Source organism: Clostridium frigoris (assembly GCF_018861865.1).
GTDB lineage: Bacteria > Bacillota > Clostridia > Clostridiales > Clostridiaceae > Clostridium_AD > Clostridium_AD frigoris.
In genome coordinates, this window is record NZ_JAHLDV010000017.1 from 36834 (window position 1) to 58657 (window position 21824).

The window sequence follows — 21824 nt, forward strand, 5'->3', positions numbered from 1 at the left end:
CGTATAATCTGTTATTAAATTCTATTTATGTACCTTAAATTTCATAAAAATGGTTATTTAAAATGTTCTATATAAATGAAAGAAACTTATCAAAAATCACATCTATATCCTTAGGTCCAGGACAAGCTTCTGGATGAAATTGCACACTAAATATAGGAAGACTTTTATGTCTCATTCCCTCTATGGTTCCATCATTTACACTAACATGTGTAACTTGCATATTTTCAGGAAGTTCACTTACATAATAGCCATGATTCTGTGATGTAATATAAACCTTATTCGCTTCTATATCCTTAACTGGATGGTTACATCCTCTATGACCAAATTTAAGTTTTCCCGTTTTACCACCAAGAGCTAATGCCAAAAGTTGATGTCCTAGGCAAATTCCTACAATGGGCTTTTTACCTATAATTCCTTTTATCATTTTAATAGCCTCTTGTAACTCCTGAGGGTCACCAGGTCCATTCGATAAAAATATCAAATCTGGATTAACCTCTAATATCTCTTGTGCCTTAGAACCAGCTGGAAAAATCGTTAGTTTACAATTTCTCTTTTTGAAAGACCTAAGTATATTCTCCTTTATTCCAAAATCTACAATAGCTACATGTTGTCCACTGCCTTCAATTGTATAAGCTTTCTTTGTAGTAACCTTCATTACTGCATCACTATTACTAAAGTTCTTTAGTTTTTGCTCTATTTCAGCCTTTGTAAGCTTCGAAGTTGTAATTATTCCTTTCATAGTACCATTTTCTCTAAGTATTTTTGTTAATGCTCTTGTATCAATACCTTCAAGTCCTATTATTTTATTTTGTTTAAAATATCCCTCAAGATTCATTTCGCATCTCCAGTTACTAGGGTAATCGCATTTTTCTCTGACAATAAAACCTTTAACCTTAGAAGACTTTGATTCTACATCTTCTAAATTAATTCCGTAATTTCCAATAAGTGGATAAGTCATAGTTACTATTTGACCATAATAGGATGGATCCGTTAAAATTTCTTCATACCCCGTCATTCCTGTATTAAAAACTACTTCTCCAACGCTTTCTTCTAAATATCCAAACAAATTACCTTCAAAGACTATTCCATTTTCTAAAATTAACTTACCTTTCATATTAAATCCTCCTTAAATTGCATAAAAGTACATATTCTTCCAAGTATACTAATAAAGATAACAAAGCAACTATTAAAATAATCACTCTGTTATCCTTCTTAATGTGGTAACCGCATTTATTAATGAAATAAAAAATATACTTACAATTTTATTGCGTAAAGCCATAGCTGCATTATATTTAATAAAATTAAATTCAAAATTGACAGAATAAATAACACATTTCATAATTATCTATACTCCTTCCTAGCCTCACAGGGCTAACTTAAAAGTGTACCTTTGTTTAATTTATAATTTCTTCTTATTTTAATGTAAATTTTATTATTTGTCAATGTATAATTATAAAATTAAATTGCAACTTTATTCAGAATCAATAATATATAGCTATATATATTATTATTTACAACGTATTCATACACGTCTTAACCTTATAAAATATAAGGATGCAGCCTGTTCAAAAAAAATAAAAACAAGAAATATAAAAAACGTAATTTTATTTTTTTATGTATAATTATACTAAAACCCTTTCATAACGCTTCTTCCTTTTACTCATATATAATTGCAATAATTACAGTGTATATTTAATTACAACTCATTATTTTTATAAGTTCGACTCTGTATAGTATACAATACCTAATGCACCAGGTCCAACGTGCGTTCCTATTACAGGTCCAATAGGAGCTATATCTACTTTTTTTCCTATACATTTTTCAATTATTTTTGCAAAAGCAAGTGCTCCTTCCACATCATTTATGTGATGAACAATTACCTCTCCTAGTCCATGTTTTGTTATATCTTCAATAAATTTATCAACCATAGTTTGAATAGCACGTTTTTTAGTTCTTACTTTATCAAATAGTTCTGTTTTTCCATTTACTACTGTAAGAATAGGTTTTATCTGAAAGATAGTACCAACTAAGGCACTTGCTCCTCCTATTCTACCTCCTTTTTTTAAATACTCTAAAGTGTCAGGTATAAACAAAAATTTACTTCTTTTAATGTTATCTTGTGTTATATTAATTACTTCATCTATTGGCTTTCCTTGATACACCGCCCTCGCTGCTGCCAATACTGCAAAGCCGAGTTGCATTGAGTTAGATCTTGAATCTATAATTTCAATCACTGCATTTTGATATTTTTCAAGAATCATCCTCTTTGCAAGGCATGCATTTGAATAAGTTCCACTCATATCCGACGACATAAAAATGCCAACTACTTCATTATTATCCCTTACTTCATTTTCTAAAATTTCATACATTTCAGCAATCGATGGTTGGGATGAAGTTGGAATACTTAAATCTTTATTTAGCTTTTCATAAAAATTTTCATTTTCAATATTTATTTCTCTAAATTCCTCATTTTGAAAAATAACACTTAATGAAACTATGAAAATATCATATTTTTCTTTTAATTCTAAACTTATATAGGAAGTACTATCTGTTATTATTTTTACAGCCATAATCAACTAATCCCTCGCTTATTAAATATTAAGTATATTATACTACAAATATATCTTTCAAATTGTATATAAAAAAATTAAGCCAACTCTTATATCGTATATATGAATAAGAAAATGTAATATATTACACAAAATATTAACTTATTTTGAACTTTTACAAATAGCACCTAAATACCTTTCCATATGTTATAATTATAGTGTAAAAAGTGGGTGGTATAAATAGTATAATAAATTACATCAATTAAAATGAATAATATTTATAATTAAATCTTTAATATAATACAAAGGGAGGTGCTGCAAATTATAGGTTAATAATAAGATTTCAACCTATATTCTTAGCAGAAAAATATGAATAAAGATGACGTAGAAAATAAGAACAATAAGGACAACAATGACAATAATGAAATTATAAATAAATTGTATTCAAATAGAGACAAATCTGAAAAATATAACTCTAAAACTGAGTATGGTGCATCAAATAAGTTAAAAAATGATACAGAAAGTAAAAAATACATAAAAGAAATGCATGATATTGCAGACAAAAATGAATTTAAAAACAATATAGTTGTTATAGGGCTTGGAATAGTTGTAGTATCTATAATTATATTTTCTATTTTAATGAACACTTCATTTATGAAACCCAAAACGGATGTAGTTAAAAGTAAAACCGCTACTAAAAATTCTGCTAGTATTACAACTGCTACTAACACCGATAAAGCTGTTGTAGGTCCAGCTAATATTTATGAATATTTAAATGTCCAAGCTAATAGAACCTCCGTCTTAAAAAAAGCAGTTGATTTAAACCATGGGAGCAAAAAAGGTCTTAATGTATACCTAATATCAGAAATTTTAAGATCTAATGAATATGCTATACCTGCAAAAACAACAACTGTTAAACAATTGATGTCATCTTTAATTGCTTTGGACTGGAAAAAGAATCGTAACATAGCTCAGTTAAAAAAAGGTGATCTTTGTTTTACAACAGATATGCCAGGAAAAGTCGGTACCCCCTCTCATGCCTATATATTTATGGGTTGGGTAAAAGAAGGTAAAACTGATTATGCTAACATATGTGATGGACAAATTGAAGAATTTAGTACTATACTTCATAAACGAAATTTATCCATTACAACTACAAACAAAGATAAATTTAGCTTTTTTCTTAGAAAATAAATATTTATTATAAACCTATAAAAATAATATTCTAGTATATCCTAGGATATTATTTTTTATAGGTTTATTTGTTTTATACCATTTCCTTCTAAACCATTATTTTTATGTTTTATAATTCCAATAGCTATACCTATAATATATGTATCTTCACTATCAATAACAATAGGTTTATATTTTTCATTCTCTGGCATTAGTAATATCCTATCCCTACCTATAGAAAGCCTCTTTAGAGTAGCATTTCCACCTATGTCTACTGCCACAATATCCTTATTGTTTGCTGCTTGTTCCTGCCTTATAACCACATAGTCTCCATCATCGATATTAGCCCCAATCATGCTATCACCTTTAACTTTTAAAATAAATGGATTGTTGACTCCCTTTAACCAATACCTTGGGATGTAGAAATTGCCTTCTATTTCGGAATTGATCTGTATAGGTTCCCCCGCTGCTATATCACTATATACAGGAAGTTCAACTAATTCTTCATTTATGTACTCGTAATCACCTTTTTCATCATTTACTATAATATCAGATATTCTACTATAATCCCTCATAAATTCATATGCTCTGCCATGTCTTATATCACAATATTGAAAATTCTCTAGATCATCAATATTAAAATTATTAACTACTATATCTTCATGAACTTCCATAAGCTTTTCTTGGAGTTGATAATTATTTTTGAATATGTATGACTTTACTTTTTCTCCTAGAGGCCTAAGATTAACCTTTTTGCCTCTTATAACCCATGAATTCGCATTACGTATTTCCCCTATATCAACAATAAATGTCATAGTAGAATAAGATTTCTGTTCATAAAGATCATTAATAAACTCCAATTGCACCTTAGTTAAATTGTCACTTTTGTCAATTATAATATGGGTATACTTATTCGCTGGATCGGACTGTAACATTTTTAGTGCATATATATTAGCATCTTCATTATCAATGAAGTTTTCCAAGTTCATCTTTTCGTTATACATAAGCATAAGCTCATATATCGCTTTTCTAACAGTAGAATTTTTATTAATTTTTTGTGGCCCTTTTCCTTTTTCACATTTTCTTCCTATTCTACTTGCTTGTAAATATAAATCTACTTTTAAATAATTACAACTTTTAATCCATTTTACCTCATCTATAAAGAACTGAATATAATCACTGTGTAGTATTCTTAACCTAGGATAATTCTCCTTAACCTTAATTATACATTCTTTCATTATGATATTTTTTTTATCATTATCTATAATTATTTCTTTTTTATTTTCATATTTTAAAAAATATTTATACATAATACTTTCTAATGTATTCACATGAATTTTTCTTTTTTCATCAGAAAATAAGCTTAAATACTCAAACCTAGTTTCTTCTTCTGCTGCTACGTATATATCTTCAATAAAATTTATATCTTCGTCCTCAGATGTAAGCATTAATACTTTATCATCTTCGTATAAACAATAGTTGTTTTTTAAATAAAGGCTTCTATAAATGGCTGCCGTTGTTTTACCTGTTCCTTTATCGCCTCTAACTAAACTATATCTTGAAGGCTTGCTATGAATCATTCTGCGTTGTTTTAAATCTAGTTCCATTTAATTACCTCCACTATCCTCTTAATAATATTATACAATAACAACGTTGTTAAAGTAAAATTTTTATTGATTCACTTATAAAATATTTGCTATTTAACTTCTTCATATTAAATACAAATTAAAATAAGTCAAACAAAAAAATTGAAAAATTACCAATATAACAACATTAAATTTATGAATATCTTAATACATTTACTGAGCATAATAAGTTATATATTAAATAATTAACTTATCTAAATATTATAGACTAGAGGTGATTTATATGAACGGAAAAATGATAAGTCTTATTATTTGTTCAACTATTGTAGCTAATAGTTTAACAGGTGTTTGTTACAGTAAAAGTTTAAAAATTTTTCCGAAAGGAAATATAAAAACTGAATTTATTAAACATGATAACCCTGATAATACAAAAGCAATTACTATAGTAAATTTCATCAAAAATGTTTTTAGTAATAATAAAAACCATGTTGAGATAAGTACAAAAGAATATAATTGGTATTTTCAACCTAAAAATGACAATACTCCACCAGATGGGCCTAAAGAAACTAGCCAACTTATATCAAAATATGGTTGTTTTCATTTAGGCGATACTTCTAAAAAAGTATTATATCTTACATTTGATGAGGGTTATGAAGCTGGATATACAGCGCCAATATTAGATGTTTTGAAAAAACATAATGTAAAAGCAGCATTTTTTGTAGTAAAGCCTTATATTACTTCTAGTCCAGAATTAATTAAACGAATGGTAGCAGAAGGACACTTAGTATGTAATCATAGTAATCACCATTTATCAATGGCTTCTATAAAAGATGAAGTAAAATTTGATAAAGAATTATCTGATGTAGAAGATGTTTTTGAAAGTATCACTCACAAAAAAATGTCTAAGTATTTTAGACCTCCTATGGGCAAATATAGTGAATTATCTCTGCTATATACTAAAAACTATGGATATAAAACTATATTTTGGAGTTTTGCTTATATGGATTGGTTAACTAACAAACAACCATCACATGAAGATGCAAAAAAACGTATAATGCAAAGGACCCATAATGGTGGAATTATATTACTACACGCAGTATCAAAAACTAATGCCGAAATATTAGATGATGTAATAACGCAGTGGAAGAAACAAGGCTACGTATTAAAGAGCTTAGATGAGTTACCTATTAAAAAATAATTACCATCTGTTGTAATAATTGTTTTATTTAAAAAAATATATCTTTAACTTTATTATAAATACTACAGTCTATTAAAATTAGTATAAATTGTAGTATTTATATTTAAAAAATTCATCTATGTTAAAATTTTTATAATGCCTAATATTAATAAATGCATTGGATAAAAAGCATAAAAAGCATATCTTAAATTTCTACCCTTCTTACCATTATATCTAAATATAAAAATTAATGATAAAAGTGATAATATTTGAACAAAATAACTAGGATTTATTGCTTTACCTTGAATTTCATACACATATAATAAAGTTCCTGATGCGTTAAATAGTAAATATACTATAACTTGTGATATAAGCATTTTAACTTTGCTATCTCTAAAAATATAAAATGATAATATAATAGCAACTCCATAAAGCCCATAATCTGTATTAAAGGTTTCAGCCATTATACTCAATGCCAAAATACTCATTGTTTTAAAAAACTTTGACTCACCTGTGTCCCATACACGAATTACAATTAGTCCAATTGCTAAAGTAAAAAAGATATTTAAATGCAAATATGGTTTTCCTATAAAAAAGTTTAAAAAGTCAGATAAACTATTAATTTTAATTTGTTCACTAAAAGCTACTGAAAACGGCATTTGCGATACAACTGCAAATATAAATATTCTATATACATATTTATAAAACGATTTTGTTTTAGAGTACCCTATAGCAATTAAATAAGCAAATATAGGAAACGACAATCTTCCTATCATTCTTAAGAATATAGTCTTTGGGAAAAACATTAGTCCTATATGATCAATTAGCATTAATATACATGCAGTAAATTTTAACATGCTAGTTGTCATGAATACCGCCCCCAATAATTATTAGAATAATGCTTATTATACCTAATCAATGACATTTTCTCAAGAATCCAGCCTTCTTTAGCCATTTGCCTTAATTTTTTCAATACCCTGTCTTCATCAAAAGCTAGCCCCATATTCAAAATATATTTATTCTTCTTTTCCATTAATATCGTCCCCCTTTAAATATTTTAAAGCTTTCTCTCCATGCCTTACCATAGATATTCTTCTATTAATATCTTTTTTTAGCATTTCTTTGCCCTTTAATGTAAGTGTATAGGTTTTTCGTCTTTCTTCATCGTCTTCTACTAATGAGATAAGATCTGCATTTTGTAATTTCTTTATAATTGTATAAAGACTTGCTGGACCTATTACCATTTCACCTTTTGAATTTTTTTCACTCTCCTGCATTATTCCGTATCCATGCATAGGCTTTACTAATGTAAGTAAAATAAAATAAGTGAATGTCAACATTTTATAAACTATACAAAAAAATAATAGGGAAGTCACATCTTGGTGTCCTCCCTACTATATTATTTATTGTTTTATTATTTACTTTTTTTATTTATCAGAAGCCTTTTTTCCATAAATTTTATGCAATATTGAATCATATTGTCCTAATTTATCTGCTAACATATGCCAATTTTTATGTTCAGCATTTGCAACATTTGTTTGATTATTTTCAACATTTTTTAGCCTTAAGCTAATATCTTTAATCTCTGTCTGCATTTCTATTAACATTTCTTTTATTTCGTTATCCATAATGTTCTCCTTATGATCTTTCCTGTACTATAATTTATTTTTTATAGAATTTCTTAATAGTTTGACAAACAAATTCTACTTCTTCCTCAGTTATTTCAGGATATATAGGAAGTGCAATTATTCTTTCACATATCTTTTCAGCTACTGGGAAATCTCCTTTTTTATACCCAAGGTAGGCAAAACATTTTTGAAGATGAAGTGGAATTGGATAATAAATACTAGTTCCTATTTCGTTTGCTTTTAAACATTCCGAAAGCTCATCACGTCTATCAGCTAATATATTAAATGCGTAATAAACTGATTTTTGATCTCCTTTAATTTTAGGTATTTCAATAAACTCACACTCTTCTAACCTTTTCATATATAATTTTGCAATATGATCTCTCTTTTTAATTGCATCATTTATATATTTAATTTTAACTTGTAATATACATGCTTGCATTGAATCAAGTCTTGAATTATATCCAATAAAATCATAATGATATTTTCTAGACGCTCCATGAACTCTATACATTTTAGCAAGATTTGCTAAATTTTCATCATTGGTTACGATCATCCCTGCATCGCCATATGCTCCTAAAGTCTTTGTTGGGAAAAATGAGAATACACCAAAGTCTCCTATAGTTCCTGCATGTCTATAGTCAGCTCCGTTACCTTTCCATCTCATACCAAAAGATTCTGCTGAGTCTTCAAGAACTCTTAAATTATGTCTACTCGCTATATCCATAATTTTATCCATATCACTCATTTGTGAAAATAAATGGATTGGAAGAATTCCTACTGTATCCTTTGTTATTTTTTCCTCAATTTTACTAGCATCTATAGCAAAAGTTTCTTCATCAATATCAACGAATACAGGTTTTGCACCATTTTTCGCTATACAAGATGCAGAAGCTAAAAAAGTAAATGGCGAAGTTATTACTTCTTTGCCTTCTTTAAACCCAAGTATGTCAGATGCCATTACCAATGCATCTGTACCTGATGCAACACCAACTGCATATTTAGCACCAGTAAATTCTTTAACTGACTCTTCAAAATCAGTTACCTCCTTACCAAGCATTGATACGCCTCTTTCCATAAATCCTAGAACAGCATTGTCAAATTCTGATTTTTTCTCTTGATATTCTCTTGTCGGTGTAAAAAATTTAACTTTCATAATGTAACCTCCGTTTTATTATTTAGATATTATCTCTTCAGCACACTTTATTACATTGTTTACTACATATTCTGCATCCTCTAACTTAAGTGTTGAGTATACTGGTAGTGTTATTTCATTCGCATATTGATTGTATGCATTTGGATAATCCTTTATAGAATAGCCAAGATTTTTATAAAGTGTAAACATTGGTAGTGGCGTAAAATGAACATTTGTAGCTATACCTATATCTGCAAGCTTTTGTATTAATTCATCTCTTTGAGCTTCTTTAAATCCTTTTAATCTTAATGTATATAGATGATATGAAGTCTCTCTAATTTCATCCTTTGTAAAAGGAATAATTGCCCACTCTTTATTATCAAGAGATTTAGTATATATTTCAAAAATGGCCTTACGTCTAGTAAGCATTCCTTCATAACGCCTAATCTGTCCAAGACCTATAGCTGCATTAATATCTGTCATATTGCATTTCATACCATCTGTTATAATATCATATTTCCAAGCTCCCGCCTTCATCTTAGCCAAAGCATCCTTTGACTGACCTTGAAGTGAAGTTATTTTAAATTCTTTTACTAAGTCTTCCTTACCTTTAAACTTATTATCATTAAAAGTAATTGCTCCACCTTCTGCTGTTGTTAAATTTTTTACTGCATGAAATGAAAAAACATTAAAATCAGCTTGTGCTCCAACTTTTTTGCCCTTATATATTCCACCGAAAGAATGAGCTGAATCTGATATAAATATAATATCTTCTCTGTTTTTCTCCTTAAGTATTGCTCTTATAGCATCATAATCAACAGGTACTCCTGCAATATCTACAGTTATTATTGCTTTTGTTTTAGGAGTAATTGCCATAGCTAATTTTTGCTCGTCTATTAAAAAACTGTCTTTTTTAACATCTACGAAAGTTGGTTTAACTCCCCTATGAAGTATTACATTTGATGTTGCTACATATGTATAAGGTGTTGTAATAACTTCATCACCCTCACAAATATTGTACACCTTTAGTATAAGTTCTAATCCTGCACTTGCATTTGCAAGAACTACTGCATTATTTGCATCGCAATATGTAGTAATTTCATCTTCGAACTCCTTAGTCTTAGGTCCAGTTGTAATCCAGCCTGAATCAAGTACCTCCATTACTAGTTTTTTCTCAACATCTGTTATATCTGGTGGTGAAAATGGAATATTCTTTATTTTCATATATATCTCCTACCTTTCATATTCAATTTATTTTGTAATATAATCATTGACTTATTTATTTTTAACTTTGATCTTATAACTAAATAGCAAAAGAAAAAAGTGTAGTGCCCATAAATTTTTAATTACAAACCCTTCTGACCCTTAAAAAATCCAGTGTCTTTAGTTATATAGATTCCACCTTCAGTAGCAATTCTCGCTTCTAAATATTTAGTAAGTTCATCCAGTCTTTCTTTATTAAAACTTTGACGTACATTACCTGGCATCGAAAAAATATAATCAATAATAGGTGTAGCTTCAGTTACAATTAAGTTATCTTCATATCTTTTCATTTCTATATTATCAAACAATGTTTCTAATTTTTCAACACCATTTTCAAGTTTAAACCTTGAAGTAATATCTGAACTTTTAATATCCATTGTTTCTGATTTAAATTTAACCATTATATCTCTAATTTCAATCATATGATTTTCTCCAACAGTTGAAGAATAAAAATACCCAGCCGGTTTTAATACTCTATATATTTCAGACAATGCCTTACCTATATTATCAACATGATAAAGCATATGATTTGCAATTACAACGTCAAAACTACAATCGCCACACGGTATATCCTCTGCATCTATAATTTGGAACTTAAAATTTTCAGACTCTTTACCTAAGTTTATCTTAGCATCATTTAACATTCCTTTAGAAAAATCACTCAAAGTTATATCAAGTTCACTAGAAATTTTACCTTTATTTTTTTTCCATAAACTAGCATCTCCACATCCAAGTTCAAGAATCCTACACTTTGAAGGTAAATCCAATTCCTCAAAGCACCACCTCATCCAACCATATTTGTTTACACTATACCTCTCATGAATATTCATTCTAGCTCTTAGATTTGAAGCATTTTCATATTGTTCAAGTAACTTTTTATCTGAATTAATCACATTTATAATGTTAGTAAACTTATCCCAACTTACATCTGCCTTATTCTCCATATCAATAGCTTCATCAATTGCCTTAATTACCATTAAAGTATGTTGAACTCTTTGCTTCATAATTTTTTTTTGTATTTCTAATGATTTTACAAAATTTTTGTCTGTCACATCACTTTGTGCTATTTGCTTGATATCATCTAGAGAAAATCCAATAAATTTCAATGTTAAAATTTGCTGAAGCCTTGCAAAATCTTGATTACTATATAATCTGTGCCCCGCAGCGCTGTAGGAACTCGGTTTCATTAAAGCTATTTTATCGTAATATCTAAGTGTCCTTAAGGTAACACCAGCTTTTTCTGCGAATACACCAATTGTAAAAAAATCAAGTTCATTTTTTTCCAATATGATCACTCCTAATTATGAAACTTTGACCAATAACCATACGTAATTAATGGTTCTACAATTATTTTAACACATTACGTTACGTCATATGCAATAGTTTTTTTGAACATTAAAAAATCTTTCAGAAAATTATTCCTTATTGTTTTTTTATATACTATAAACTTTTTTCTATTAAATATTAAAATTACATAAATAAAAGTATATACTATTATAATTACTTACTTATAACAATATATACCTCTATTTTTATTTATAAAATATTACTACTATCTAATACCGTTCATTTTACCTTTCAGAGCTTTAACTCGTCCATTCACATAATTAGTAAGTTCTCGTATGTTATCTTTTATTTCCGTTGGAGCACTAGTAACCATAGTAATTATATCTAATTTATTACCCTTTATTTCTTTGGCAACTTCATAAGCTAAGCACTTGTTTTTCATTTTCCAATAAGTAACGTTAAATTGATCCGCTTGTCGTTTATTATAATATCCTTTTTCAATACCAAACTGAAATAAATCTGCTGCCGATTCTAATTCTTCTAAATCTTGAACTTCTAAAGTCTCATTTACTAAATCTTGAAATGCTTTCATTATAGCTCTCCTTTTTAACAGGTAATATTATTTATCATCTATATTACAATTAATATATTCTATAAATCCTAGTTGTTTGTTTTAAATATCACGCTTTACCAAATCTTTTCAACAACTTTTACATTTTAACACATATCAAAGAAAATTTGAATTACATTTATATAATAATATTATAACTCTATTGTTATTCTGTCAAATTAAGACCTAATCTTGCACATTCAAAAGATAGAAATTACGAACACATATTATACTGTACATATATACTTCTTTTATAAAACTTATGACAAATATATATTTTGCAAATCACTAAAAAATATTCATGAATACAGTATTATTATTGAATGTGAATATGCATAAAATAATTGTTAACTATCTTGATTATAAAATATATAAAATCCAATAATCACTCTATATTTATTATTTATTTAAATTTTTTTAAAATAAAATGAGATAGATAATTAATTTATCTATCTCATTCCTATTTTTAATTACATATTAAAGTAATGTTATAAAATACTATTTATTAGCCTTCTCAACCCTAATAGTTTTTCCTTTTATTGTACCATTTTTAAGGGCTTCCAACACTAAATTACCTTTTCCATTCATAATATCTACATGTGAAAAACTATCTTGAATATCTATAATACCTATGTCATCAGAACTAATTCCTTCTATATTGCAAATAGTACCTACAATATCCACAGTTCTTATTTTTTTCTTTTTCCCTGCGCTAATGTACATTTTCATTATATCGCCATTAAAATTTGATGATTTAGTCTTTTTAATAACAGGTTTGGCATCATGCTTTTTATAAAATGCCTCCCTAAAAGGCTCTGACTCTTCCTTTGTTGGAATTGATCCCTTTGGTATTTCCATCCCGATATACTGTTCTATAGCCTTTAAAAATCTCTCTTCATTACGAGTAACAAAAGTTATAGCTTTTCCTTTTTTTCCTGCACGCCCAGTTCTACCTATTCTATGTACATAATTACCTCTTTCAATTGGTAAATCATAATTTATAATATGTGTTATGTTTTCAACATCTATTCCTCTTGCAGCAACATCTGTAGCCACTAGGAACCTAAATTCGCCTTTTCTAAATCTCTCCATAGCATCTAATCTATCATTTTGAATCATACCTCCATGTATCTTAATACATGAATAATGACGGTTCTTCATTTGAACAGTAATTTCGTCTACATTTTCTTTTGTTCTGCAAAATACAATGCAAGAATCTGGATTTTCAATATAAAGTAATCTCTTGAGCAAACTAAATTTCCTATCTTCATCTACCTCGTAACATATTTGATCAATCTTATCAACTGTTAACTTCTCAGGGTTTATTTCTACTTTAACAGGATCAACCATATATTTCATACAAATTGCTTCAATAGACTCAGGTATTGTTGCTGAAAATAACATAGTAACTCTGTTTTTAGGAACAGCCTTAACAACCTCTTCCACCTGTTCTATAAAGCCCATACTAAGCATTTCATCTGCTTCATCTATTATTAGGTATTTCACCTTAAATAAATTAATAGAGCCTCTTTCAATATGATCTAAAGTTCTTCCTGGGGTACCTACTACTACATGTACTCTTTGCTTAAGTTGTTTTTTTTGCATTTCGATTGGTTGTTTACCGAAAACAGCTATTGCTCTAATCTTTTTATACCTTCCTATGTTTGTTATATCTTGACTTACTTGAAGTGCTAGTTCTCTAGTAGGTGTTAATACTAAAGCTTGAGGCTGTGTTTCTTCTACATCAGCACTTTCGCAAAGTGGTATAGCAAATGCAGCTGTTTTTCCACTACCGGTTTGTGATTTTACTATAATATCTTTACCTTCAAGAGCTATAGGTATTACAGCTGCTTGTACATCTGAAGGTTTTTTATATTCTAAATTTTTAATTGCTTTTAGTATTTCTTCACTGATATTAAATTCCTCAAATTTCATGTTACTCATTTTAACTTCCTCTCTTGTTTCATATATAATTTTAAGTATACCTTAAATGAATTTTTAGCTCATAAGTTTATATTATACCATGATTAAGACTATAATTCATATTATAATTTTTGAAATACTATAAATTTGTTTGTTTAACACTGATATATTTTAATGCAATTCTAATCTTTTACTAATATTTCTTTAATTCTCAGGTCTTATAATAAAGGTATAGAAAACAACTAAACAGCTATAGCAAAGTAAAATTGTTATCTACTAAAATAAAAAAGGGAGGAATAAATATGTCAATAAATTTAGATCAAATTGATGAATTAAGAAAAAGAGCGAATGTAAGTTATGAGGATGCTAAAAATGCTTTGGAGCAAAACGAGGGTAATCTCATTGAATCCTTAATATACCTTGAAAAGCAGAACAAAATCAAGCCAGATGAAAAGCCTTGTAATGACAGTACATTTTTTAAAAAGGTAAAAATTCTTATTAAAACTGGTAACGAAACGAAGATATTAATTAAAAAAAATGATAATGTGGTTTTAAATATTTGCATAACACTCGCTGTTATTCTAACAATAGTCGCTGCCCCAATAGTAATTGTAGGGTTACTACTCGCTATTATAACTAATCACAAAATAAGAATTGTAAAGAAAAATAATGAAAATTCTGAGGCAAATAAAATCTTTGATAAAGTGTCTATTATTGTTAATAAGGTGACTAAAAAAATTAAAGAAGAAACGAAAACTGAATAAAGCTTAAAAAACCTACATTTTGCTAATGTAGGTTTTTTTAAAGATAATAAGTTTATTGAATATGTCTAATTATCTGCAATTATATTCTAAATAACATATAATAATACTATTATTATATATTTAATAATTTGATAAGAAAATTATAATGTAGATTAATATATTATGTTTTGGAGGTATAGTTATATATGAACGGACAAAAGATTTTAATAATTGAGGATGAGGTAAAAATAGCACGATTTCTTGAACTCGAGCTAAAGTATGAAGGTTATATAGTTTCACAAAGTCATGATGGACGTGAAGGTTTAAATAAGGCTATGAATGAAGTCTTTGATTTGTTACTTCTTGATATTATGTTGCCTACTTTAAACGGTCTAGAAGTACTAAGAAGACTAAGACAAGTGTCAGATATCCCTATCATAATACTTACTTCAAAAGATGAGATAATGGATAAAGTTACTGGACTTGACATAGGTGCAACCGACTATATGACTAAGCCTTTTGCCATTGAAGAATTACTTGCAAGAATAAGAACCGCATTAAAAAAGAATACAAGAATAAAAAAAGTCTTAAATATATTATCTGTTGGAGAATTAACCGTAGATTTAGATCAACATATGGTCACTTATAATAACAGCACCATAGACCTAACTAAGACAGAATTTGATTTACTTAAATTGCTAATAGAAAACAAAAATATAGCACTTACAAGGAACAAAATTATAGATATTGTATGGGGATATGAATATATGGGTGATACTAATGTAGTAGATGTATACATTAGATATTTAAGAAGTAAAATAGATGATAAATTTGACAAGAAATTTATTTATACAGTACGAGGGGTGGGATATATTTTAAAGTATGAATAATATAAGATTTCTCTTTAAAATTACAATAAAATGCTTCAGATTACTCTTAAGAATGCTCGTAATAATAGTAACCTTTACACCAAAGTTATTAAGAAAATTAGCATACACAATTAATAAACGGCTACGATTTTCAATTAACTTTAAGATGACAGCTTTGTATACTCTCATTTTTTCTATTACACTGTTTGTGTTAAGTGTTGGTTTAATTATTGGCTTCAGGTTTTTTTTAATTAATGAAGTCCAAAATGAACTTACTAAATATAGCACATTAGCTATTAGTTATGCTAAAGCAGACAAAGACCTGAAGAGCTTTAATCATAGCGCTTTTGCTAACATAGAATATGTTACGTTGAGTGTATTTGATGAGAATAAAAATCTTGTTTATTCCAGTCAAAACGATAAAAATGGTATATCTTTTCATAAGGATACATCTACTACCCTATTTATCAACGAACTCAACCAACAACTTGTTTTTGTTACCACTAAACTTGAAGTTAATAATAAAACCTTTTTTCTTCAGTCTTCTAAAAATTTAAGCAAAGAAAATGACTATTTAGCTATTTTCGCAGCAATTATTTTTATCGTGAATATATTATCTTTAATTGTTACATTAGGATTTGGCTCTAGAGCTAGTAAAAAAATGCTTTTACCTATAAGAAATATGACGAAAGCAACAAGAGCTATTTCAATTAATGCTTTAGAAAAGAGGCTAAATGTTAGCACTTCACACGACGAATTAAAACAACTAGCAGAAACTTTTAATGAGATGCTAAATAGGATACAAATTTCCTATGAAATGCAAAATCAATTCGTATCAGATGCATCTCATGAACTCAGAACGCCTATTGCCGTTATCCAAGGTTATGCTAATATGTTATCCCGCTGGGGAAAAGATGATAAAGATGTACTAGAAGAATCAATTACTGCTATTAAAAGCGAGTCTTACAATATGCAACAACTAGTAGAAAAGCTTCTTTTCCTAGCAAGGAGTGATAAGAAAACAAAAAAAGTTTATAAAGAAGATTTTTATATAAATGAATTAATAAAGGAAATCATAACGGAAACTAAACTAATTGACTTAAGTCATGAAGTTTCAAGTGATATTAATGAGAAATTATCTATTTATGCAGATAGGAATTTACTAAAACAAGCTTTACGAATTTTCATTGATAATAGTACTAAGTATACCCCTATTGGAGGAAATATTAAGTTGAATAGTTATGTAAAAAAAAGTAATTTAATAATTGAAATTATAGATACAGGAATTGGTATCGCGAAAGATGATCTTCCCCATATTTTCACTAGATTTTATAGATGTGATAAATCAAGAACAAAAGAAAGTGGTGGAACTGGCCTTGGTCTATCTATATCAAAATGGATCATAGGAATGCATAATGGATCAATTCTAGTAGAAAGCAAACCGGAAATGGGCACAAAAATAACCATTGGCCTTCCAATGGAAAAGAAATAGTATTCACACTACTTACAAATATTTATTCAATTATGTGTATATTGTTTTACATACACTATAGTTATGTGATATGATTAAATTTGGGTTCGTTCTTAAATCTATTTAGATATTATATTTATTTAATAAAGTATTCTTAAAAATTATTTAAAATATTGTATTTGCTTTTACATTATGGAGATTAATAGGAAACTATCTCGCCAGTAAGTTTTCTGACCTTTACTCAATATTTCATATACAATATTTGTAAGTTAACTTTATTATAGATAATATGATAGCAATAAAATTATACAAATTAAAGATATTTTAATTTATACAATAGATTTTGATATGTTAGTACAACAATTTAAATATATTAATGAATATTAGTTATTAGAAATATTTTAATTTTTATTCAATGGTATAACTATATTATATGAGGAGTGATATTATGCAAATAAGGTTAGGATATGTGGCTACAGCATTAAAGTCAGCTAAAATAACTTCCGCAAGCACTGTAACTTTTTCTACATATACAAAACAATCAACTGATAGGGATAAGCTTGAAAAGCTACAAAAGGTAGCAGTTTCAAATGTTAATGATTTGCATAAAATTTTGGAATACACTGTAAAAAATGATGTCCACTTTTATAGAATAACTTCAGCTTTAATTCCTTTAGCAGTACATCCTGAAGTAACTAACTGGGAATTTAGAAGAATTTTAAAAATGGATTTTGAATGGCTTGGAAATTATATTAACAATAATAATTTACGGGTAGATATGCATCCAGATGAATCTAACGTTATAAATAGTTCAAAGGAAGAAGTAATAAAAAGCACTATAAAAAGTTTACAGTTTCATGCAAATATTTTTAAAGATATTAGTTATCCTTTAGGCAAAATGGTATTACATATTGGAGGTAAGGAAGGCGGAAAACTTGCTGCTACAGAAAGATTCTTTAAGAATTTTAATAACTTACCAAAAGAAATAACAGATATGCTAATATTTGAAAATGATGATAAGAGCTTTACTACAAAAGAAGTATTAAGTATTTGCCAAGAAATAAAGGCACCTATGGTACTAGATGTACATCATCATAATTGCAATAACGGTGGTGACGATTTAGAACCTATGATAAAAGACATATTTGAAACTTGGGAAGGTCAATCTTTACCACCTAAGGTACATTTTTCTAGTCCGAAAACTGGAGAAAAAGATAAAAAACATGCTGATAACCTCGATGCAGCATCATTCATTGAGTTTATTGAAAAGTGTATCCCTTTGGGAATAGATTTTGATGTATTATTAGAAGCAAAACTAGCTGATGTGGCTTTCTTTCAACTTCTAGAAGATGTAAAAGTCTTTAAACCAGAATGGACTTGGCTTGATAAAACTACTATAGAATTTTAATAGAATACTTCTATAAAAGAGAAGACTTTAGCAATATTTTTATTGCTAAAGTCTTCTCTTTTATGTAATCCTGATTACAATGCATTTAAATATGTAATATAAAAGAGGAATAATATTGCTACAATTGATAATCCCCCAACAGCTTACATTTCACTTACAAGAGATGTTATTAAAAATAGCTTCATAATAGAAGCTGTTAAGGATATTTAAATTTTTTTAACAAAACATGTTTACAATTAATAATTTAAATGCTATGATTTATACAATCTTATAAAACTTAATAACTATCAAAGTAAAGTTATTAATTATATACAAATTCACTGAACAGGAAGAGTAATTAAAGTAATGCAATTTCAGAGAGCTGAGGATAGTGTAATCTCAGTATTGATAACTTTAGTGAATGGACCTGCTAGAAGTAACCCGAACTCAAACTTTGAGTGTAGTAGTTACCGGATGCCCACTGTTAGAAGGGCTAGAGTATTTTAGTACTCGAAGTATAAAATATGCTTCTTTTTTCAGCATAATTTAGGTGGTATAGCGAATATCCTTCGCCCTAATATGGGGCGGAGGTTTTTTTTATTTTAATAATTAATATAAAGGTGGTGATCAATTTGATGTGCTGAAAGATACCGGCTTCTAAGATAATATTAAAACCAATGAATCTTAATTATTTTGAAAAGGGGTTACTTTTTATGAAAACAAATAAAATAATAATAACATCTCTATTACTAGCAATAGGTCTTATATTGCATCAAATTACACCAGGTATATTTTTAGGTATGAAACCAGATTTATTATTGGTATTTATGATTTTATCCATAACAATTACGAAAGATTTTAAAATTGCGTTAATAACAGGTATAGTTGCCGGTGTTTTATGTGCTTTAACTACTACTTTTCCAGGTGGGCAACTTCCTAGCATTATAGATAAAATAATAACTTCAATATTTGTATATGTTATATATAAAAATCTAAAATCTAATTCTTCACTTAAATTAGCAAGCATTTATTTTCTTGGAACAATAGTAAGTGGAAGTATTTTTTTAAGCTCTGCTCTCTTTCTATTTAGTTTACCTGCACCTTTTTTAGCACTTTTTGTGTCAATAGTACTTCCTACTTCTGTATTTAATTGTTTCGTAGGATTTTCTATTCATAAACTTATTGCAACAAACCCAGCATTAAAAAGTAAATTTATAAATTTTTAACTTTTAAGAATATGATATAAAAACGTTAAAGAATCAAGCTCATAATAGAGCTTGATTCTTTAATTAAAAATCTTCTATTCTTCTTAACCATTCCGTTCTATTTTATTATAATTAAAGATTTAGCTTTGCTCAGGATAATACTGTTTAAATGCATCATCGTAATTTTCCGGTTTGTTAAATTCCTGAACTTCACTTACAAAAGTTTTCTTATCTCCATTTTTCTTCTCTACATATTGCTTTTCTGTACTTACTTTTTTATTACTATCATTGTCCAAAATAACATCTCCTCTTATCTTTTTTGGATACAAAATATTTATTGCATCGCTTACCTATAGTATTTACAAAAATAAAAAATATATATATTCTTAAACAAATTTTTTCTGAAAATAATTATATAACCAGATATAAATATTTTTATATTTTTAATCTCATTATGTATTTTTATATTGTTACAATTTCTAACATAGGTTATTTTGTCGTTTCATGTTATAATATAGCTAATATATTGCCGAATTTCCTAAATGGAGAACGGGGGATTATAAATGGGGTGAATCTCTCTTTAGAGTAGGGTACCTTTAACCCGAATCCGTCAACTAACCTCGCAGGCATATAAAGGAGGCTTCAATATCATTAAATTAAATTTAAAAAACACTATACTAGCATTAACCTTAGTTTTAGCGAGTAGCAGCTCCGTATATGCTGCTACTTATCAAGTTAAATCGGGTGATACATTAAGTGAAATCAGTAATGCCTATAACACAACTACAAATGTTTTAATGAAAAACAATAGACTACCAAGTGGTACCATACAAACTGGACAAGTACTAGATGTTCCAACTAATACTTATAAAGTAGTAAGTGGCGACAGCCTATATTTTATAGCAAAAAGATATAGTTTACCATTAGATGAAATAAGAAAAGCAAATAATAAGTGGAGCGATACTATTTATCCTGGAGATGTCTTTAAAATTCCAAGTAATTCTGAAAACGATAAAAAAGCACCTCATAATACGACTGAGAATAAACAATCGATAACACAAAAATCTTCAGTTACGCAACCAGCACCTCAGGATAATAAGATTATTAATTATTCTAATAGTGATGTAAAACTATTAGCTAAACTAATAACGGCTGAAGCATCTGGTGAAAGTGATGATGCTATGGTATCTGTTGGCGCTACAGTTGTAAATAGAGTTCAAAGTTCGAAATATCCAAACGACATAAGTAGTGTAATTAACCAAAAAAGTGCTGGTCACTATCAATTTACTCCAGTAATGAATGGCATGATTAATAAAACTGCGAGTAGTTCCGCGCTTAATGCTGCATATAAGGCTTTAAGTGGTTCTGATCCAACTAAAGGTGCCTTGTTTTTTTATGATGGTACTGTAACAAATAAATGGTTAACTTCAAAACCAGTAGCTATTACTCTAGGCAAATTAATATTTGCTTATTAAAAATTATGATTGTAAAAAAACAAACTTCCATGTTTTGTGGAGGTTTGTTTTTTTATATATAAATTATTGATTCTTTTCTATTATAAATATAATTCTCCCAAAAAATAAAATAAACAATTATAAACACTAAAAGTGATTATAATTGTTTATTTTATTTTTAATATTAGTCTCTCAAAATTAAACAGAGAAATAGGAACGAGTAATTACAATAGATGTTTTGAAGAATAATTAAATTCTTCTATTATAAAGACCGAAGTCTCTATATCTACTCCCTAGAAAGGAGGTGATCCAGCCGCAGGTTCTCCTACGGCTACCTTGTTACGACTTCACCCCAATCATCGAT

21 protein-coding genes, 1 rRNA gene, 1 riboswitch and 1 other annotated feature are annotated in these 21824 nt (G+C 28.0%); of the genes, 8 read left to right on the forward strand and 14 right to left on the reverse strand.

Annotation, left to right across the window (positions count from 1 at the left end; translation table 11 throughout):
• Positions 1 to 67: 67 nt before the first annotated feature.
• Positions 68 to 1114 carry a carbamoyl phosphate synthase small subunit gene (locus tag KPL37_RS09405; protein WP_216148498.1) on the reverse strand — a complete coding sequence of 349 codons (1047 nt, stop codon included), beginning with the start codon at positions 1112 to 1114 and terminating at the stop codon, positions 68 to 70.
• Positions 1115 to 1712: 598 nt separating this feature from the next.
• A complete protein-coding gene (locus KPL37_RS09410) occupies positions 1713 to 2570 on the reverse strand; it encodes a DegV family protein (protein ID WP_216148501.1) in 858 nt (285 codons plus the stop codon).
• 348 nt (positions 2571 to 2918) lie between these two features.
• On the opposite strand from KPL37_RS09410, the gene KPL37_RS09415 reads away from it, so the two are divergent.
• Positions 2919 to 3743, forward strand: a complete 825-nt coding sequence (locus KPL37_RS09415) for a hypothetical protein (protein ID WP_216148504.1) — start codon at positions 2919 to 2921, stop codon at positions 3741 to 3743.
• 56 nt (positions 3744 to 3799) lie between these two features.
• On the opposite strand, the gene KPL37_RS09420 is transcribed toward KPL37_RS09415, so the two are convergent.
• Positions 3800 to 5329: a S24 family peptidase gene (locus KPL37_RS09420; protein WP_216148507.1), complete on the reverse strand. Its 1530-nt coding sequence runs from the start codon at positions 5327 to 5329 to the stop codon at positions 3800 to 3802.
• A gap of 262 nt (positions 5330 to 5591) precedes the next feature.
• Here KPL37_RS09420 and pdaA point away from each other — a divergent pair, with 262 nt between their 5' ends.
• The gene (gene pdaA / locus KPL37_RS09425; protein WP_216148510.1) at positions 5592 to 6506 is read left to right on the forward strand and encodes a delta-lactam-biosynthetic de-N-acetylase; all 915 of its coding nucleotides are present in this window, start codon (positions 5592 to 5594) and stop codon (positions 6504 to 6506) included.
• A 116-nt stretch (positions 6507 to 6622) separates the two neighbouring features.
• On the opposite strand, the gene KPL37_RS09430 is transcribed toward pdaA, so the two are convergent.
• From KPL37_RS09430 to KPL37_RS09470, 9 genes are all read right to left on the reverse strand, one after another.
• Positions 6623 to 7354, reverse strand: a complete 732-nt coding sequence (locus KPL37_RS09430; protein WP_216148513.1) for a TraX family protein — start codon at positions 7352 to 7354, stop codon at positions 6623 to 6625.
• Positions 7351 to 7518 (reverse strand): hypothetical protein, encoded by a 168-nt coding sequence (locus KPL37_RS09435; protein WP_216148516.1) that lies wholly within the window; start codon positions 7516 to 7518, stop codon positions 7351 to 7353. Before KPL37_RS09435 ends, KPL37_RS09430 begins: the two co-directional genes overlap by 4 nt.
• Positions 7502 to 7825, reverse strand: coding sequence for a PadR family transcriptional regulator (locus KPL37_RS09440; protein WP_216148519.1), 324 nt, complete (start codon positions 7823 to 7825; stop codon positions 7502 to 7504). Before KPL37_RS09440 ends, KPL37_RS09435 begins: the two co-directional genes overlap by 17 nt.
• Before the next feature lie 87 nt (positions 7826 to 7912).
• Positions 7913 to 8113 carry a hypothetical protein gene (locus KPL37_RS09445; protein ID WP_216148522.1) on the reverse strand — a complete coding sequence of 67 codons (201 nt, stop codon included), beginning with the start codon at positions 8111 to 8113 and terminating at the stop codon, positions 7913 to 7915.
• Between the two features lie 34 nt (positions 8114 to 8147).
• A complete protein-coding gene (locus tag KPL37_RS09450) occupies positions 8148 to 9269 on the reverse strand; it encodes a DegT/DnrJ/EryC1/StrS family aminotransferase (RefSeq protein WP_216148525.1) in 1122 nt (373 codons plus the stop codon).
• An 18-nt stretch (positions 9270 to 9287) separates the two neighbouring features.
• A complete protein-coding gene (locus KPL37_RS09455; RefSeq protein ID WP_216148528.1) occupies positions 9288 to 10472 on the reverse strand; it encodes a DegT/DnrJ/EryC1/StrS family aminotransferase in 1185 nt (394 codons plus the stop codon).
• A gap of 122 nt (positions 10473 to 10594) precedes the next feature.
• A complete protein-coding gene (locus tag KPL37_RS09460; protein WP_216148531.1) occupies positions 10595 to 11797 on the reverse strand; it encodes a MerR family transcriptional regulator in 1203 nt (400 codons plus the stop codon).
• Between the two features lie 266 nt (positions 11798 to 12063).
• Complete coding sequence (locus tag KPL37_RS09465) at positions 12064 to 12390, reverse strand: hypothetical protein (RefSeq protein ID WP_216148534.1); 327 nt, start codon at positions 12388 to 12390, stop codon at positions 12064 to 12066.
• A gap of 516 nt (positions 12391 to 12906) precedes the next feature.
• Entirely contained in the window at positions 12907 to 14352 is a 1446-nt protein-coding gene (locus KPL37_RS09470; protein WP_216148537.1) for a DEAD/DEAH box helicase, read from the reverse strand.
• A 281-nt stretch (positions 14353 to 14633) separates the two neighbouring features.
• On the opposite strand from KPL37_RS09470, the gene KPL37_RS09475 reads away from it, so the two are divergent.
• The 5 genes from KPL37_RS09475 to KPL37_RS09495 all read left to right on the forward strand — a co-directional run bounded on the left by KPL37_RS09475 (position 14634) and on the right by KPL37_RS09495 (position 20027).
• On the forward strand, positions 14634 to 15095 hold the full coding sequence (locus KPL37_RS09475; RefSeq protein ID WP_216148540.1) for a DUF4342 domain-containing protein: 462 nt from the start codon (positions 14634 to 14636) through the stop codon (positions 15093 to 15095).
• A 185-nt stretch (positions 15096 to 15280) separates the two neighbouring features.
• Complete coding sequence (locus KPL37_RS09480) at positions 15281 to 15964, forward strand: response regulator transcription factor (RefSeq protein ID WP_216148543.1); 684 nt, start codon at positions 15281 to 15283, stop codon at positions 15962 to 15964.
• Positions 15965 to 16016: 52 nt separating this feature from the next.
• Positions 16017 to 17435 carry a sensor histidine kinase gene (locus KPL37_RS09485; RefSeq protein WP_246578211.1) on the forward strand — a complete coding sequence of 473 codons (1419 nt, stop codon included), beginning with the start codon at positions 16017 to 16019 and terminating at the stop codon, positions 17433 to 17435.
• 427 nt (positions 17436 to 17862) lie between these two features.
• Positions 17863 to 18822, forward strand: a complete 960-nt coding sequence (gene uvsE / locus KPL37_RS09490; RefSeq protein WP_216148546.1) for a UV DNA damage repair endonuclease UvsE — start codon at positions 17863 to 17865, stop codon at positions 18820 to 18822.
• Between the two features lie 311 nt (positions 18823 to 19133).
• Positions 19134 to 19381 (forward strand) — a binding site (T-box leader).
• Positions 19382 to 19514: 133 nt separating this feature from the next.
• Entirely contained in the window at positions 19515 to 20027 is a 513-nt protein-coding gene (locus KPL37_RS09495; RefSeq protein ID WP_216148549.1) for a tryptophan transporter, read from the forward strand.
• A 119-nt stretch (positions 20028 to 20146) separates the two neighbouring features.
• Here the strand turns inward: KPL37_RS09495 and KPL37_RS09500 are convergent, their stop codons facing one another.
• Positions 20147 to 20302 (reverse strand): hypothetical protein, encoded by a 156-nt coding sequence (locus KPL37_RS09500; RefSeq protein WP_216148551.1) that lies wholly within the window; start codon positions 20300 to 20302, stop codon positions 20147 to 20149.
• 221 nt (positions 20303 to 20523) lie between these two features.
• Positions 20524 to 20650, forward strand: a riboswitch (cyclic di-AMP (ydaO/yuaA leader).
• A 153-nt stretch (positions 20651 to 20803) separates the two neighbouring features.
• On the opposite strand from KPL37_RS09500, the gene KPL37_RS20075 reads away from it, so the two are divergent.
• A complete protein-coding gene (locus tag KPL37_RS20075; RefSeq protein WP_425514034.1) occupies positions 20804 to 21481 on the forward strand; it encodes a cell wall hydrolase in 678 nt (225 codons plus the stop codon).
• Positions 21482 to 21757: 276 nt separating this feature from the next.
• Here the strand turns inward: KPL37_RS20075 and KPL37_RS09510 are convergent.
• Positions 21758 to 21824 (reverse strand): 16S ribosomal RNA (locus KPL37_RS09510); the annotation flags it as partial.